Raw genomic sequence first — 14,913 nt, forward strand, 5'->3', positions numbered from 1 at the left:
TTATGGCCACAAATAAGAGTTTAAAAACTGAACTTACTAAGAAAGAAGCCAAGCCACCCAAGGATGCTTTCAAAGCAATTGTTTATTCACCAGGTATAAAGAAAAGATTTGAGGATATGCTTGACAAGCAGGCCAATGGATTTATAACAAGTCTGCTTAATTTAAAGCAGGACAAACTTAAAGGTTGTGACAATATGACGGTTTTAGGGAGTGCCTTAAAGGCGGCTTCCCTGAAACTTCCGATAGATCCGAACCTAGGATTTGCATGGATTATACCATTTAAAAATCATGGAAAATTAGAAGCACAGTTTCAAGTAGGGTACAGAGGTTTTATACAGATGGCTCAGAGGTCAGCACAGTATAAGAAACTTAACGTAACAGAGATATATGAAGGACAGCTTAAAAGCTTCAATCCACTTACAGAGGAGCTAGAACTTGACCTTGATAATAAGCAGTCAGATGCAGTAATAGGATATGCAGCATATTTCAGACTTCTTAATGGATTTGAAAAAATGGTCTACTGGAGTAAAGAAAAGGTAACAACACATGCTAAGAGATTCAGCAAAAGTTTTAATAATGGACCATGGAAAACAGACTTTGATGCTATGGCAAAGAAAACAGTACTTAAAAATATGCTTTCAACATGGGGAATATTGAACATTGATATGCAGGAGGCAGTTACTAGTGATAGCAAGGTAATAAAAACTGACGAAGAGAGCCATAACCTTCTTGAAGAAGATATAGAGGATACAACTGATGCTGAAGTAACTGACGTTGAATATACAGAGACATATAAGGAACAAAATGAGAATAGTAAAGATCCTTACGAAGGTACGCCGTTTGCCGAGGATAAGGAATAAATTTAAGGAATATTTGACTATGGGAGAAGGTGAATACATTGGCTAGGCCTCAAAAAGAAGGATTGGAATATTTCCCTTTAGACGTGGATATGGACCAAGATGATAAAGTTGCACTTATAGAAGCACAACATGGTTTGGTTGGTTTTGGTGTAGTAATTAAATTATTAATGAAAATTTATAAGCACGGTTACTTCTATGAGTGGACTGAAAAACAACAATTACTCTTTTCAAAGAGAGTTAATGTTGACATTAACTCAATAAATGTAATCATTAATGATTGTATAAAGTGGGAATTATTCGATAAAAATGCCTTTGAAACCTATAAAGTACTTACTTCGCAGGGTATTCAGAAACGATATATGGAGGCAGTAGGTAGAAGACAAAAGGTAAAAATATACAAAGAATACTTACTTTTGGATGATGAAACCATTAATGTATACAAAAACTTAGTTATTGTTAACATTAACTCTAGCAATGAGATAGTTAATGCAGACATTAATCCCCAAAGTAAAGTAAAGGAAAGTAAAGTAAAGAAGAGTAAAAGAGAGAGTAGAGAGAACAAAGTTTCCGATTCCGGAAACTCTCTCTCAAAAAAAGCAATGGAGCTTTGTAAGTATTATGAAACGCTAAAACCGAATGAAAGCATAGCTGCGCATATGGCCGCACTCAAGGTCTTTATAGGGACCTATGGTTATGCACGGGCTAAAGAAGCTCTTAAAGTGACAGTATGCAATAAAAATAGATTTATCAAGGGGTACATGGATACGATACTGAAAAATTGGGCTATTGAGAAAAAGGAGGTTGAGGATAGTGGAGGCACTGAGCAGAATACTGAATCAAGTCCATATGACTTCTCAAGGTTCGAGAGTTAAGTATAAATGCCCTGTATGCCAAGACACTGGATGGGTTGAGAGCAAAAGAGGCTACAGAAGATGCGATTGTTATAAAAAAGACTATGCGTCGAGACTTTGGAAAAGCTTTGGTGTAGACCCTGCTGCGGTAAAGACTTTAGATGATTATGAGCCTTATGATGATTTCACCAGAGATGTTAAGAAAATGGCAGCAGCATATATACAGAACTTTGATAAGATCAGGAAAACTGAGAAAAACAGTTTTGGACTATTTGGACAGCCTGGTGCGGGTAAAAGCCACGTAGTAATTGCTATAGGAGCAGCACTTTTAAGCAGAAAAGATCCTGTACAAGTAGTGTATATGCCTTACCTTGAAGCTATGAGACAGCTTAAGGCAAACACGAATGATGATGAATATTATTTAAAGCTTTCAAACAGGTACCAGAGGGCAAAAGTGCTGATTATAGACGATCTGTTCAAAGACAAAGTCGCAAATGGACAGCTCATAAAAGATAAATATGGCAATAAGGCGAAGCTAAGTGAAGCTGATATAAAGCATATAATGCCGATTATAAACTACAGGTATTTCAACAATTTACCAACGATCATAAGTAGTGAATGTACGTTAGGAATATTAACAGAGCTTGGTGATGCACTTGCAGGAAGGATACTTGAGCCGTGTGAAAAAAATACTATGGTTTTTAAAGGACCTAAATACAATTACAGAATGAAAAATTTTATGAAAAATCGAGGAGGAAAATAGAATGAAATCAACGGGAATTGTAAGAAAAGTAGACGAGTTAGGAAGGATTGTAATACCTAAGGAGCTAAGAAGAACTTTAAACATAAACGAGAAGGATCCATTGGAAATATACGTAGATGGTGAACAGATAATCCTAAAGAAATATGAACCGGCGTGTGTATTCTGCGGAGAAGCAAAGGACGTTGTGAAATGGAAAGGCAAGAATATATGCAGGAAATGCATGGATGAACTCAGAGGGAGATAGACGGGAGGATGGATAGATGTGAGTCAGATAATACTTCAAATTCCATTGATTAAATATCTAAGGGATATTGCAAGGACATACGGTGGAGCTAAGTACATGTTTGTTACTAAGACTATGGGTGGACAGGTGTATTTAAGTGCTGAAGCTCCAGGAGATATATCCGGAGAAGATAAAGAATATAAAAATGAGATTGATTTTGAGGGATTTTATATGAGATTGCCAAAGGATATATACCAGTATTTTGAGTTAAAATTTCATAGTCATAGGCGATTAGATGAAATACTGAAAGAGATAAAAGAGAAGGAGAAAACATGAATAGTCCAATAGAATTAATAGTTCCAGGAGACCCTATGGGAAAGCAGAGGCCAAGGTTCAACAGATGGACCAAGTCAGCGCATACACCAGAAAAGACTCTGCAATATGAAACGTATGTGAAAGAATTGTATGTTACCAACAGGTTTCCAAGGCTTGATGGATATATACAAGTTGACATTACAGCGTTTTATAGAATACCAAAGAGTATCAGCAATAAAAAACGTCAACAAATGTTGAACAATGAGCTGCTTCCAGATAAAAAACCAGATGTAGACAATGTAGCAAAGACGGTATGCGACGCACTTAATTCAATAGCTTATGAGGATGACAAACAGATTGTAAGTTTAACGGTGAATAAATTTTATGGTGAACAACCTCATGTGGTTGTGAAACTGAATCAAATAGATAAGGAGGAATTGATATGTCAAAGCAAATAAATTTTGAAACACTGGCAGGAGGCGCATTTGCAGAGAGGGCAAGGAAGGACGGAGTTGAGATGGCAGATTAAATATTCACAAAAACAAAAGGCCAAGGACTTCACTCCTTGGCACAATGCTATTTATTATACATGGAAAATCTTAAAAAGTAGGTGGTGAAATGACAAATATAATTGTGGTACCGTATAAAAATTTCAAAGAGAAAATCAGGATTACCAAGAGATTAGGGAGAAAATACCACATTGAAGATTTAGCAGAAGATGCAGTGTGCGGCGTTTTGTATATGGAGAGGAAGTTGCTAAATGAATGAACTAACTTGCAGAGAAAAGGCTATTTTGACATACCAGATTTTGCAGAAAAGGAAAGTCAAGAAGATAAAGGACAAAGAAAATATGGTATATGAAGTCGTGGATATGGCTGTAAACAGGTGCAGGAAGATGAACCATTCTGCTAAGTAGGTGGTGATTACATGGAAGAATTAAGTAAGTTGGAAAGCCTGAAGCTTGCCTTGAAATACAGCACTTCGGAGAAACATAAAAAGATTCTCAAAGAGAAAATAGATAGAATCAAGAGAAAAGTAGATGTTGAAACCAAGAAAGAGAATATACAAGAGAGTTTTTTATAGAGGTGATTGAGTGAAAGAATTAGCCGAATTTGTGTTGCTATATATGACAACAGCAGTAACGTGCGTTGGAATAATGGCTGCAGGTGTAAAGATATGTAGAATTAGACATAAATAATTAAGATTTTAGGGGAGGAGTTAAAATAATGGATAAAATTGCAATGGCTAATATGGAGAGCAGGCTCAGAGATTATTTTAATAGGGATAAAAGGACAAGAGTGCTGAACATGAAATTGAATATCCTGAAGAAACAAATAGATGAAATAGAGTACAAGCTTAGAAATATTAAAGTAGACCTCCCCGAAGAATCTAGGTCAATTACATATGAAGAAAGAGTTCAGACAAGTCCTACAGGCGAAAGCTATGCCGAGAGGACTTTAATGCGCATAACGGATAAGTTGCTTGAAGAACAGTCATGGAAACTAGAACAGGTGGCTGATGTAGAAGAACGGCTGCGAAATATGGAAGTTAATAACTCTGTTATTAGGGAAAATATAAAAGACATGAGAACCGAAGATCTAGAGTTTTTGAAGGAAAAGTATAAGTACAGGAAAGCAGATTGGCAAGTGGGCATGAAATACTGTATTTCACAACAGGCTGCTACAGAAAGGAAAAAGAAACTGTTAAAAAATATAGCTAGCTGGGAAGAATGGGTAATGGCTAATAGAGTGTAGAGTAAAATCTATACTTTTTAATTATTTTTATAAAACTGTTGACACGTGTTACAGCACTTGCTATAATATAATTGTAAGGAGGAGGGATGATGAAACCAAAGGAATTAATTAAGATGTTAAAAGCTGATGGATGGGTTCTAAAAAATCAAGTAGGTTCACATAAACATTTCATTCATCCAACCCAAAAAGGTAAAATCCAAGTACCGGACCATGGCAATAAGGATTTGAGACCTGGAACATTGAACAGAATACTTAAAGATGCAGGGCTTAAATAAACACCCTGCACCACTTTAAGATTATATAAAATATATTAAAATAAGGGAGATGTATTTATGGATAAATATATGTATCCTGCATTATTTGAAGCTTATGAGGATGGTGGATATACTGTTTCATTTCCTGATTTAAAAGGTTGTGTAACAGAAGGAGACGATTTAAGCGAAGCTTTAATTATGGCAAAGGAATCATTGGAATTGTTTTTATGGAATATGGAAGATGAAAATGAGAAATTCCCAACTCCAACACCTCCGGAAAAGATAGGAACCCAAAAAAACAGTTTTGTAGTTCCTATAGAAGCAGATATGTTACTTATACGTGCTAAGATGGACAATAAAACAGTTAATACTACTGTAACTATGCCTCAATGGTTAAAATATCAAGCAGAAAAAAATAAAATCAATTTTTCACAAGTATTACAAGAAGCTTTAAAGAAAAAATTGAGCATTTAGAAAATACTAGCTTGTTAAAAGGTTGTGAGTTGCTTGTTAAGTACTTGTTATAACTCTAATAAAACGTGTTATTATAGTATTGTAAGCAGAGCAGGGATTACAAAGGTAACTGTATGACATGTTGGATCTTCCGTAAACACTTGGCTTCTTAGCCAGGTGTTTTTATATTTTATTCATACAATCATATAATTTTTCATCAATAGTTAATTAATATTACACTAAACTGTCACAAATACCGTATATACTTATAAGTGTCCTAAGGAAATACCTTAGAGAAAATGAAAATAATAGTTCCCCATTGTTATAGCATTTAAATAAAAATAGGCATCCGTCATTTAGGGTGCTTATTTTGCGTGAGAGAAAGTCGGGAGTGATAAGCTTGAAACGTGATGATGAATATTATACAAAGCTGTATTACAACAATTTTGAGGAATATTGCAGGAAGTGCCCTAACAGGAAAGAGAGAAGGGTATGTTCCTGCAGGTGCAAAAGCAGTATTTGTAGGTATGCTTTAGAGTAGTAAAATAAATATATTGGCATATACATTAAAGAATGCTACAGAAGGGTAAAAGATGCCATTAAGAGAGTGAGATAAATTATAATGCTGAAAAAGATATTAATGTTTTTATTTAATAAGAGCCAAAGCAGAGTTGAGATGTGGTTATTTATTGTTGCAATTATGTTATGCACAAATGACAGAATGGCACAAGGAATAGTTGCGGTACTAGGTGGAAGCCTTATAATTGCTTTAACAGAGATATATTTAAAAATATAAAAATTAAGTCATATATTGACGAACGATAATTGGAGGATATTGCCTCCTTTTGTTGAAATATTAGGCAAGAGGAGAGTGATACTATGGATATAATTTCATTGATTGAAGTATTAAATTCTGAAGAAACAGAATTAAGATTATATTTTACTAGAAAAAGGGGAATAAGATATATTAGTTATTCACCTGTAATTGATACTCCATTACAAGAAAAATTAAAAAAGCTAATACGAGAATACTTAGAAAACTTTGTTAACGTTGAACAAGTTAATTTTAGCCCTGTTGGTTATAGAGAAGAAACAATGGAAACGTGCAATATCGAATATATTAATAGTTATGGAGATGTAATAAGAAGCTTTGATGACTGTAATGTAAATAGAGAACCTATAGATAGCGAAATGATAAATAAGCTTAATTTTTATTGCCTTGTTATTACAGATAGAAGAGAAAGTAATGACAATAAAACCATGTTTTTTAGAAGAGTAACTAAATTTAAAAAACTATCCTCAAAGGGAATATTTGGCCATATTAAAGATAATAGATTTAATGAAATAGACACAACACTTTTGGGGATTGATGGTAATATAGATTTGGTAATTCACGGTCAGGATGTACTCATACTGAATCATATTTCCTTAGAAAGAATTTTTTCTTTAGCAGAGCAATATTTAGAAAAAGCTCAAACTGCTATAAATTTAATAAGGAACTCAAATAGAATAAGTAATTTTGATCAATTTGAGGAAGACTGTTTAAATGATAGGAGAATAACAAGAACTTTAACTAAAATGTTAACAGAAGAAAATAGATTAGAAAATTGTTTTGAAAATTTTCCAAATGTAGTAAATGTTATAGAAATCTTTGAACTTGATATTGATATTGACAATAGTGGAGAGATTGCTAAAATTATTTATGATAATAAAGAACAGTTAATGGATGTTATCAGATTGGTTAGAGACTCATATTATAGAAGTATAATTAATAGGAGAGCAGGGATTGATGACAGCATTTAAATAAAAGAGAGGTGAATATGGTTGAATAAAATAAATTATCTAAATATGCGAGTTAAGATGTTTATATCATCATATTTTCCTCTTTATATTATATTGTTAATTCTCAATATAGAAAAATATAACAATATTCCTAAATTAATAAAGATATTGAAATTTGAAAATATAGAGGTATCACTTTTTGCATTTATAATAATTATATTTATATGTATATCTTTAGAAAGCATATATGATTTAAAAAATACAAATGCCTCTGAATCACACAAATTTTTAAATATCTCCAATTCAGATGATTCTATTATTAATTATATGATGACATATATAATTCCATTGTTATCTACAGATTTTTTATCAAAAAAAACACTAATAATGAATGTAATGTTGTTTTTAATAATTGGATTTATGTATGTAAGGTTAAATTTAGTTTATTTAAACCCATTATGGCTAATATGGGGGTATTCTATGTATAAAGCTGATGGTTCAAAGATAATAATTACTAATATATCTTATTCTGACATTAAATCTTTAGAAAACGAAGATTTAAAATCAAGCTTATTATGCGATAGAATATATCTAATACAAAAATCTCAAAATGAGATATAAAATTAATTAAGACCAAAGGAGCTCTCATCAGGGCTCTTTTTTCAATCCAAAACAAAACGAATAGGCAGGTGGTGACAGTGTAGGCATGCCAAGGCAGAGAAGCCCGAACCGGGACAAAGCGTTTGAAATTTACAAAGAGAATGACGGAAATATTGATTTAGTAAAAATAGCAGAGATATTGAATCTTTCACCTGGCACCATAAGAGGGTGGAAGAATAAAGATAAATGGGACAGTAAATTGAATGGAACGCTCCAAAAGAATACGGAACGTTCCAAACGGAAAAAGAATAAGGTAAATAAAGAGCCAGAGCTTGAAGAAGTTACCGAAATATTAAATTCGGGACTCACCGACAAGCAAAGGCTCTTTTGCATTTATTATATTAAATGCTTCAATGCCACCAAGGCGTACCAAAAAGCATATGAATGTGACTATATAATTGCCAATACCAATGGACCTCGGTTGCTTGTAAATGCTCGTATAAAAGAGGAAATACGGAAGCTGAAAGAAGGTAAGCTCAACAGGGCAATGATTAGTCCTGATGATATATTCCAGAGATATCTGGATATAGCGTTTGCTAATATAAATGATTATATGAGATATGGGCATGAGAAAATACCTATGATAGATAAAAAGACAGGCAAGCAAAAACTTGATTCTAATGGGAATCCATGCTATTGGATTGATAATTATATTATATTAAAAGATTCGGATCAGGTGGATGGCAGCCTTGTAAGCGAAATCAAGCAGGGTAAAGATGGCGTGAGTATAAAGCTACATGATGCCATGAAAGCCCTTGACTGGTTGTCAAAGCACATGGATATAGCTACAGAGGAGCAGAAACTTAAATGTGAAAAATTGAAGGCTGAGGTAAACAACATAAAGGGAGATGGCAAGCATGATGAAGCCAAGACATGGGCTGATAAAATTCAAGAAATAGCAGCAAAGAGACGTGGTAAAGATGGATAAGGGATTAATAACTTTACTGGATAACTACTGGGACAATCCTGTGTGGTTTGCCGAGGATATGCTTAATTTCCATGCCGACAAGTGGCAGTCTGATGTTCTCATGGCACTTGCAGGAAGCCCAAAAGTAAGTGTAAGGTCAGGCCAAGGAGTAGGTAAAACAGGACTTGAAAGTATAGCTGTTACCTGGTATTTATGTACAAGGCCATTTCCGAAGGTTATAGCTACAGCACCCACAAGGCAGCAGTTATATGACGTACTCTGGGCAGAAATATCAAAGTGGCTTTCAGGAAGCATGGTTGACAGGCTCCTACAATGGACCAAGACGAAGGTATATATGAAAGGCTATGAGGAAAGATGGTGGGCTACTGCAAGGACAGCAGTAAAACCTGAGAATATGCAGGGCTTTCATGAAGACTACATGCTGTTTGTGGTTGATGAAGCTTCAGGTGTCTCAGATTCAATTATGGAAGCTATACTTGGAACACTTACAGGATATGAAAACAAGCTTCTCATGTGTGGAAACCCTACAAAAACAAGTGGCACATTCTATGACAGTCACAACAGGGACAGGGATTTATACAGAACATTCAAGGTATCATCTTTGGACAGCCCAAGGACATCACAGGATAACATTGAAATGCTCAAGAGAAAATATCTTGAGGATAGTGACGTGTACAGAGTAAGGGTACTTGGAGAATTCCCCAAGGGTGAATCAGATGCACTTATTCCTCTTGAATATGCTGAAACTGCCTCAAGTACAAAGGTGAGCATAAAAGACTGTTTTACCTTCAATTTGGGAGCCGATATTGCCAGATTTGGTGATGACAATACTGTTCTGGCTCCAAGGATAGGCAATAAGGTATTCTCACTACTTCAATACAGCAAGAAGGACACCATGGAGACCAGTGGAAATATACTCAGAGTAGTAGATGAATTTAAAAATAAGTATCATCAAATCAACAAAGTAAAAATCAAGATTGATGATGATGGTCTTGGTGGAGGAGTGACGGACAGGCTTAACGAGGTAGTAAGACAGCAAAGATTGAGGTATGAGATTATTCCTATAAAGAACGGTGCAAAGGCGGATGATGATGAACATTATTCAGATAAATCAGCAGAGATGTGGGGAAATATGAGAGATATTCTTGAAGAAAACTTTACTAATTTTGTTCAAGGGAAAGAACCTACTATTGAGCTTCCAGATAATGAGAAGCTCATCAAACAGCTTTCAAACAGGAAATACAAGATTGATTCAAAAGGTAGGATAGATCTTGAAAGGAAAGAGGAAATGAAAAAGAGGATAGGTGAATCACCAGACTGTGCAGATGCAGTCATATATTCGTTCGCCGAAAATGGCAGCAGCGATTTGTCCTTACTGAAAGGGGTGAGAATATGGGGCTAAAGTCTTTTATGAAAAGCGTAAAATTGAAATTGCTGGGTCCTAAAGGTGAGCAGATGCGTATATCCGGAGGGACTGCTACAACCACATATCAATTGGACAGTTCCCAGGTGGATTATGAGATTGCAAGGCAGCTATACCAAAACAACAATGATGATTACAAATTAGGTGCTCCTTTTGTAAGACCTATAATAAATTCTACTGTAGGTTTTATGGGAGTACCTCATTTTGATTGTGAAGATGATTCAGCGCAAGAAATACTTGACGATTTTGCATTGGACAATACATCACAGATGCTTAAGACTCATACCGACGCTCTGAAGCTTGGTGACAGCTATGTGTGGATCACACGTGAGGAAGTTGTAAATCCACTGTATCCGGATAAGCCTAATAGATTGATATATAATTTCATCCCTCCAGAGCAGATTAAGGACATATTGCTTGACCCAACAACAGGGGAACCCACAGCTTATATCTTGAAAAATCACCAGGAATGGCAGGATATAGACGGTAATAAATACAAGTGTGATATTATTCAGGCTATAACGGCAGAGGAGAGGGTAATACAGATAACTGGAGATACCCCAGAAGGTATACAAGCAGGAACAACACCAAATCCATGGGGTTTTATTCCTATAGTGCATTTTAAGAACGAACCTGATGAAACATTAAAGTATGGCCAAAGTGATATAGAGCCTATAGAGCCGTTGCTGAAAGCTTATCATGATGTTATGTTACATGCTCTTAAGGGAAGTAAGATGCACAGTACTCCTAAATTAAAGATGAAGCTTAAGAATGTTAAAAGTTTCTTGGCCAATAATTTTGGAGTTGAGGACCCAGTAAAGTTTGCCAAAGATGGTGGAACGATAAATTTAGATGGACACGAAGTTTTATTCGTGGCACCTGATGAGGATGCCGGATTTGTAGAGGTCAATAGTGCCACGGGAGATGCGCAGCCACTGTTGAACCTCTTGTTTTATTGTATTGTTGATGTCAGCGAAGTTCCAGAGTTTGTATTTGGAGTACATACTCCAAGTGCCTTGGCCAGTGTAAAAGAACAGATGCCTATTATGGCCAACAAGATAAGGCGTAAGAGAGAACAATTTACTGAGCAGTGGCGAATGCTTGCAAGAATGGTACTCATAATGTCGGCACAATCAGCAGGTGGCAATTTTGCTTCATATGACGTGGCTCTTGGTTGGGATGAAGTTACTCCAAAAGATGATAAAGAGAGTGCTGAAACCCTTAATTATGTTACAACAGCCCTTGAGACTGCTATTACCGGAGGATTTACTTCGATTGAATCTGCCGCAAATTTCTTGGCTAAATATATTGATACTATGAATGACTACATCAGTAGTGATGAGGGCGTAGTTGGTGAGCGAGAAAAAATATTAAAGGACAAGATGCTCAATTTCAGGATGCAGGATTCAGGTGGCCTTGATGATGAAAAAAAGAAACTTGATGATGAGATAAATAGCTCAAGTAATCAGGAGGGCAGTGTGGATGAGTGAAGAAATAGATAATCTCAAGAAAACTGCTGGTGATTATAAAACCTGGGCACTTCAGGCTAGAAAGAAGTATATAGATCTTAGGTTGAACAATGAAACTGAAATAAGAAAATTATATACGAGGCTTGTAAATGATATATCTTTGAAACTTAAAAGAGAAGGTACTTCAAAAATAAGGGAAAGACAGCTTGAAGCATTGGTTGCAACTTTAAAACAACAGCAAGATGATCTTGAAGGTCAACTTACTATGATATTTGAAGAGTATATTAAATCAAATGCAATAGCAGCAACAGGATATGCAAAAGCTATTGACATATCTGCTGTAAAGAAAGCAGGTACCAAAATTGAATTATCTAAAATAACAGATTTGCATTATAAAGCTAATCTAAGGGCAATAGAAACATGCTGGGCAAGGTCATATAAGGGATTGTATCTTTCAGATAGAATATGGAGTAAAGCAAAACACTATAGAGTTAATATGAATGAGATAATTCAGAATGCAGTGGCCGAAGGTCAGGACTGTGTTAAAACTGCCAGGATGCTTGATAAATATGTTAAGGCAGGTAAAAGGACTCTGTCAAAACAATATCCTAACATGACGAAAAGAATGGGAAGTAGGGTACCTGAGGATCTATGTTATGAATCTTTAAGGCTCGCAAGAACTGAAATGACTGCTGCATATGGAGAATCTACCATTCAAAGTGCCATGGTAAGCCCTTCGTGCAGTGGAGTAAAGTTCATCTTATCCGGTTCACATCCTCACTATGATATATGCGATCATATATGCGGTTCTGATGAATACGGATTTGGAATTGGAGTATATCCAGTTGATAAAGCTCCTTCTTATCCTTTTCATCCTAATTGTTTATGCATAACACTTACAGTTAATGAAAACCATGCTGACTTTGTAGACAGGCTTAAAAGATGGGAAAGAAATCCGGGAAGTGAGCCAGGACTTGAAGATTGGTACCAGAATGTTTATAAGAAATCATCTATGTATATTGCTGATATAAAACAAATTTAGGAGGAATATTGATATGAAAAATTATACTATCTGGCTTAATGGTGGAAATTGCATAGGAGGTACAGCAGAGGAATCGGATCTAATAAAACTTAAGGAAAATTACAGGAAAGCAGAGAATGGAGAACGTTCTGACAACTATGTATGTTATGAACTTAAAGATACAGATGGAATTGTATGTATAAATTTATTTAATGTACAGGCAATAGCAGTTAACAAGTGTACTGAAAATAAAGATATTGGTTTTTCTCCTTGCGACTCTACTGAAGAGACAGAAATACATTGTAGTTCTCAGTTGGATAAGTGTTTAAGTAAATTTGCCGAACGATTGAGAAATTCATTTAAATCAATGAAGGTTGGTGATTAAGATTTGAGGATTTTACTAGTTTGTATATTAATTTGTCTACTTTATTTAGGAGATATGTATTTTGGAAAGCCTAAGGGAGCTAAGAAAAATTGTATTCCTTACGTTATAGGGGGAATTGCAATATATTGGATATCAATAGCAGATGATACAGGTATTAATATAATAGAGTTATTATTTCATTTTGTGGGGTTATTAAATTAAAGAGGTAGGCGATAAAAATGTTTCTATGCAAACCTATAGGAGAAATGGCAGATGAAGTTTATGGAGAAATGGATTCACTTAGTGCAAGCCTTTCACAGGTTAAACCTAGTGATATTCCACTAGCTCAAGGAGTTAATTTAGATTTAATGAAATCCTTGGATAAAGACCCACTTGAAGTTGCAGTTGAAATACCAGCCACTAAATCGAAGAGAGGTTGGAATTACAAACCTGAAAGCTTAAAGAATATTGTTGATTATGTAAATACAAATACTTTAAATGGATTTTTGGGACACCAAAAAGCAGAGGATGTAAGTACTCAATTTGTACCTCCAGTAACAAGTTGGATTGGTGCCAAGATGAATGGTAATAAAGCTTATTTTAGAGGACTTATTGACGCTGATGCTGCTCAATTAAAAAGATGGGTCAGAACTGGAAGAATTAAAGAAGTTTCTATCTTTGGTTTTCCTAAATTAAAGAAAAATAGTGGTACCGGTGAAATGGATGTAACAGGATACAATCCACTTTCTATTGATTGGACACCACTTCACAGGCCAGGTATGCCTACAAGCATAGTTGGAATGGAGATGGATTCAACAATAAAAAATGATGATAACAAGGGAGGTAAAACAATGGATTTTAAGGAATTAATGCAGAATTTAAAAGGACTATTACAAACAGGCACAGTTACTTACAAGCAGGTATTTGGTGAGCTTGGTGTAACTACAGAACTTGTGGCAGGTGAAATGGAAGATATTAAACAAGCAGTGAGTGCAAAAGATACTTTGGATAAGGTCAAAGGTGCACTTGCAGTCACTGGAGAAATGGATATAGTTGATGTGGCTAAAAAAGCACATGCAGCTGTAGTAAATGCTGAAAAAGCAGGATTTCAAAAGGTTGTAGATGATGTTGTAAAGGAAAAAGTTACAGGAGAAATGGCTCAGAATCTAGTTAAAAAGATGCTGAAGATTGAAGATGGTGCTGCAAAAGAAGTTATCTCAGGTGAAATTGACAATATCTTGAAAGATGAATTTGTTAAGAATCTAATATCAGAGGAACATTTAGACATGCCGACAGGTACAGAAGTGCCAGGCACCCCTGCAGGTGGTAATATCGGCAGTGGTGTAAGTGTTAGAAAATCAAGAATATAAGGAGAGTGAGAAAACATGTCATATGCAGGACAACCAGTACCAAGTGAAGAACAGCAGGTTACAAGAGCAAAAATAAGTGATGGCAAAAGCGTCAAGGTTGTGGTGCCTGAAAATACCACTATAGAAGCACAACAGTTTTATCTTCTAGGAGGCTTCTTTGGGGTGGCAGCACAAGCAGTGACTACAGGAGAAGGACAGACTGATGAGGTTACCTTAACTATAGAACAGGCAGAATATGAAACTGACAATATTGTTACTACTGAAGCCTTTAATCAAGGGGATAAGATCTACTGGGATGATACAGCAAAGAAATTTACCATAACAGAAGGAACAAACAGACTTGTAGGCAGAGTTACACAGCCAAAGGACAGCAATAATGTAATTTGGTTTATACTGCTGCCACAATACGCATAGAAGGAGGAA

General features: G+C 35.3%; 23 protein-coding genes. All 23 read left to right on the top strand.

The window, feature by feature from the left end; all coding sequences use genetic code 11:
* Window positions 1-2 precede the first annotated feature (2 nt).
* The 23 genes from AC4CVH_RS09375 (at window position 3) to AC4CVH_RS09485 (ending at window position 14,904) form a co-directional block, all read left to right on the top strand.
* Window positions 3-860 (top strand): recombinase RecT, encoded by an 858-nt coding sequence (locus tag AC4CVH_RS09375; RefSeq protein WP_490787492.1) that lies wholly within the window; start codon window positions 3-5, stop codon window positions 858-860.
* A 38-nt stretch (window positions 861-898) separates the two neighbouring features.
* The gene (locus tag AC4CVH_RS09380; protein WP_490787493.1) at window positions 899-1,732 is read left to right on the top strand and encodes a DUF4373 domain-containing protein; all 834 of its coding nucleotides are present in this window, start codon (window positions 899-901) and stop codon (window positions 1,730-1,732) included.
* Window positions 1,671-2,474, top strand: coding sequence for an ATP-binding protein (locus tag AC4CVH_RS09385; protein WP_490787494.1), 804 nt, complete (start codon window positions 1,671-1,673; stop codon window positions 2,472-2,474). The genes AC4CVH_RS09380 and AC4CVH_RS09385 overlap by 62 nt, the downstream gene beginning before the upstream one ends.
* 1 nt (window position 2,475) lies before the next feature.
* Window positions 2,476-2,718 (top strand): AbrB/MazE/SpoVT family DNA-binding domain-containing protein, encoded by a 243-nt coding sequence (locus AC4CVH_RS09390; RefSeq protein WP_490787495.1) that lies wholly within the window; start codon window positions 2,476-2,478, stop codon window positions 2,716-2,718.
* Window positions 2,719-2,736: 18 nt separating this feature from the next.
* On the top strand, window positions 2,737-3,033 hold the full coding sequence (locus tag AC4CVH_RS09395; RefSeq protein WP_490787496.1) for a hypothetical protein: 297 nt from the start codon (window positions 2,737-2,739) through the stop codon (window positions 3,031-3,033).
* Entirely contained in the window at window positions 3,030-3,470 is a 441-nt protein-coding gene (locus tag AC4CVH_RS09400; RefSeq protein WP_490787497.1) for a RusA family crossover junction endodeoxyribonuclease, read from the top strand. Before AC4CVH_RS09395 ends, AC4CVH_RS09400 begins: the two co-directional genes overlap by 4 nt.
* A gap of 160 nt (window positions 3,471-3,630) precedes the next feature.
* Window positions 3,631-3,780, top strand: coding sequence for a flavoprotein (locus tag AC4CVH_RS09405; RefSeq protein WP_490787498.1), 150 nt, complete (start codon window positions 3,631-3,633; stop codon window positions 3,778-3,780).
* Window positions 3,773-3,928, top strand: coding sequence for a hypothetical protein (locus AC4CVH_RS09410; RefSeq protein ID WP_490787499.1), 156 nt, complete (start codon window positions 3,773-3,775; stop codon window positions 3,926-3,928). Before AC4CVH_RS09405 ends, AC4CVH_RS09410 begins: the two co-directional genes overlap by 8 nt.
* Window positions 3,929-3,939: 11 nt before the next feature.
* A complete protein-coding gene (locus tag AC4CVH_RS09415; protein WP_490787500.1) occupies window positions 3,940-4,095 on the top strand; it encodes a hypothetical protein in 156 nt (51 codons plus the stop codon).
* Between the two features lie 143 nt (window positions 4,096-4,238).
* Window positions 4,239-4,766, top strand: a complete 528-nt coding sequence (locus AC4CVH_RS09420) for a hypothetical protein (protein WP_490787501.1) — start codon at window positions 4,239-4,241, stop codon at window positions 4,764-4,766.
* 86 nt (window positions 4,767-4,852) lie between these two features.
* Complete coding sequence (locus tag AC4CVH_RS09425; protein WP_490787502.1) at window positions 4,853-5,041, top strand: type II toxin-antitoxin system HicA family toxin; 189 nt, start codon at window positions 4,853-4,855, stop codon at window positions 5,039-5,041.
* Window positions 5,042-5,098: 57 nt separating this feature from the next.
* The gene (locus AC4CVH_RS09430) at window positions 5,099-5,494 is read left to right on the top strand and encodes a type II toxin-antitoxin system HicB family antitoxin (protein WP_490787503.1); all 396 of its coding nucleotides are present in this window, start codon (window positions 5,099-5,101) and stop codon (window positions 5,492-5,494) included.
* 386 nt (window positions 5,495-5,880) lie between these two features.
* Window positions 5,881-6,009, top strand: coding sequence for a hypothetical protein (locus tag AC4CVH_RS09435; RefSeq protein WP_490787504.1), 129 nt, complete (start codon window positions 5,881-5,883; stop codon window positions 6,007-6,009).
* Window positions 6,010-6,352: 343 nt separating this feature from the next.
* A complete protein-coding gene (locus AC4CVH_RS09440) occupies window positions 6,353-7,276 on the top strand; it encodes a Kiwa anti-phage protein KwaB-like domain-containing protein (RefSeq protein ID WP_490787505.1) in 924 nt (307 codons plus the stop codon).
* A 21-nt stretch (window positions 7,277-7,297) separates the two neighbouring features.
* On the top strand, window positions 7,298-7,876 hold the full coding sequence (locus AC4CVH_RS09445; RefSeq protein WP_490787506.1) for a KwaA family protein: 579 nt from the start codon (window positions 7,298-7,300) through the stop codon (window positions 7,874-7,876).
* A gap of 85 nt (window positions 7,877-7,961) precedes the next feature.
* Entirely contained in the window at window positions 7,962-8,843 is an 882-nt protein-coding gene (locus AC4CVH_RS09450; RefSeq protein WP_490787507.1) for a terminase small subunit, read from the top strand.
* The gene (locus AC4CVH_RS09455; RefSeq protein ID WP_490787508.1) at window positions 8,836-10,245 is read left to right on the top strand and encodes a terminase B; all 1,410 of its coding nucleotides are present in this window, start codon (window positions 8,836-8,838) and stop codon (window positions 10,243-10,245) included. Before AC4CVH_RS09450 ends, AC4CVH_RS09455 begins: the two co-directional genes overlap by 8 nt.
* An 8-nt stretch (window positions 10,246-10,253) precedes the next feature.
* Entirely contained in the window at window positions 10,254-11,756 is a 1,503-nt protein-coding gene (locus AC4CVH_RS09460; RefSeq protein WP_490787509.1) for a phage portal protein, read from the top strand.
* Window positions 11,749-12,777 (top strand): hypothetical protein, encoded by a 1,029-nt coding sequence (locus tag AC4CVH_RS09465; protein ID WP_490787510.1) that lies wholly within the window; start codon window positions 11,749-11,751, stop codon window positions 12,775-12,777. The genes AC4CVH_RS09460 and AC4CVH_RS09465 overlap by 8 nt, the downstream gene beginning before the upstream one ends.
* Before the next feature lie 13 nt (window positions 12,778-12,790).
* Window positions 12,791-13,141 (top strand): hypothetical protein, encoded by a 351-nt coding sequence (locus AC4CVH_RS09470; protein ID WP_490787511.1) that lies wholly within the window; start codon window positions 12,791-12,793, stop codon window positions 13,139-13,141.
* Between the two features lie 54 nt (window positions 13,142-13,195).
* Window positions 13,196-13,342 (top strand): hypothetical protein, encoded by a 147-nt coding sequence (locus AC4CVH_RS09475; RefSeq protein WP_490787512.1) that lies wholly within the window; start codon window positions 13,196-13,198, stop codon window positions 13,340-13,342.
* A gap of 17 nt (window positions 13,343-13,359) precedes the next feature.
* Window positions 13,360-14,490: a hypothetical protein gene (locus AC4CVH_RS09480; RefSeq protein WP_490787513.1), complete on the top strand. Its 1,131-nt coding sequence runs from the start codon at window positions 13,360-13,362 to the stop codon at window positions 14,488-14,490.
* A 15-nt stretch (window positions 14,491-14,505) separates the two neighbouring features.
* On the top strand, window positions 14,506-14,904 hold the full coding sequence (locus tag AC4CVH_RS09485; RefSeq protein ID WP_106008480.1) for a DUF2190 family protein: 399 nt from the start codon (window positions 14,506-14,508) through the stop codon (window positions 14,902-14,904).
* Window positions 14,905-14,913: the final 9 nt, after the last annotated feature.

The sequence above is a fragment of the Clostridium pabulibutyricum genome, assembly GCF_058242705.1.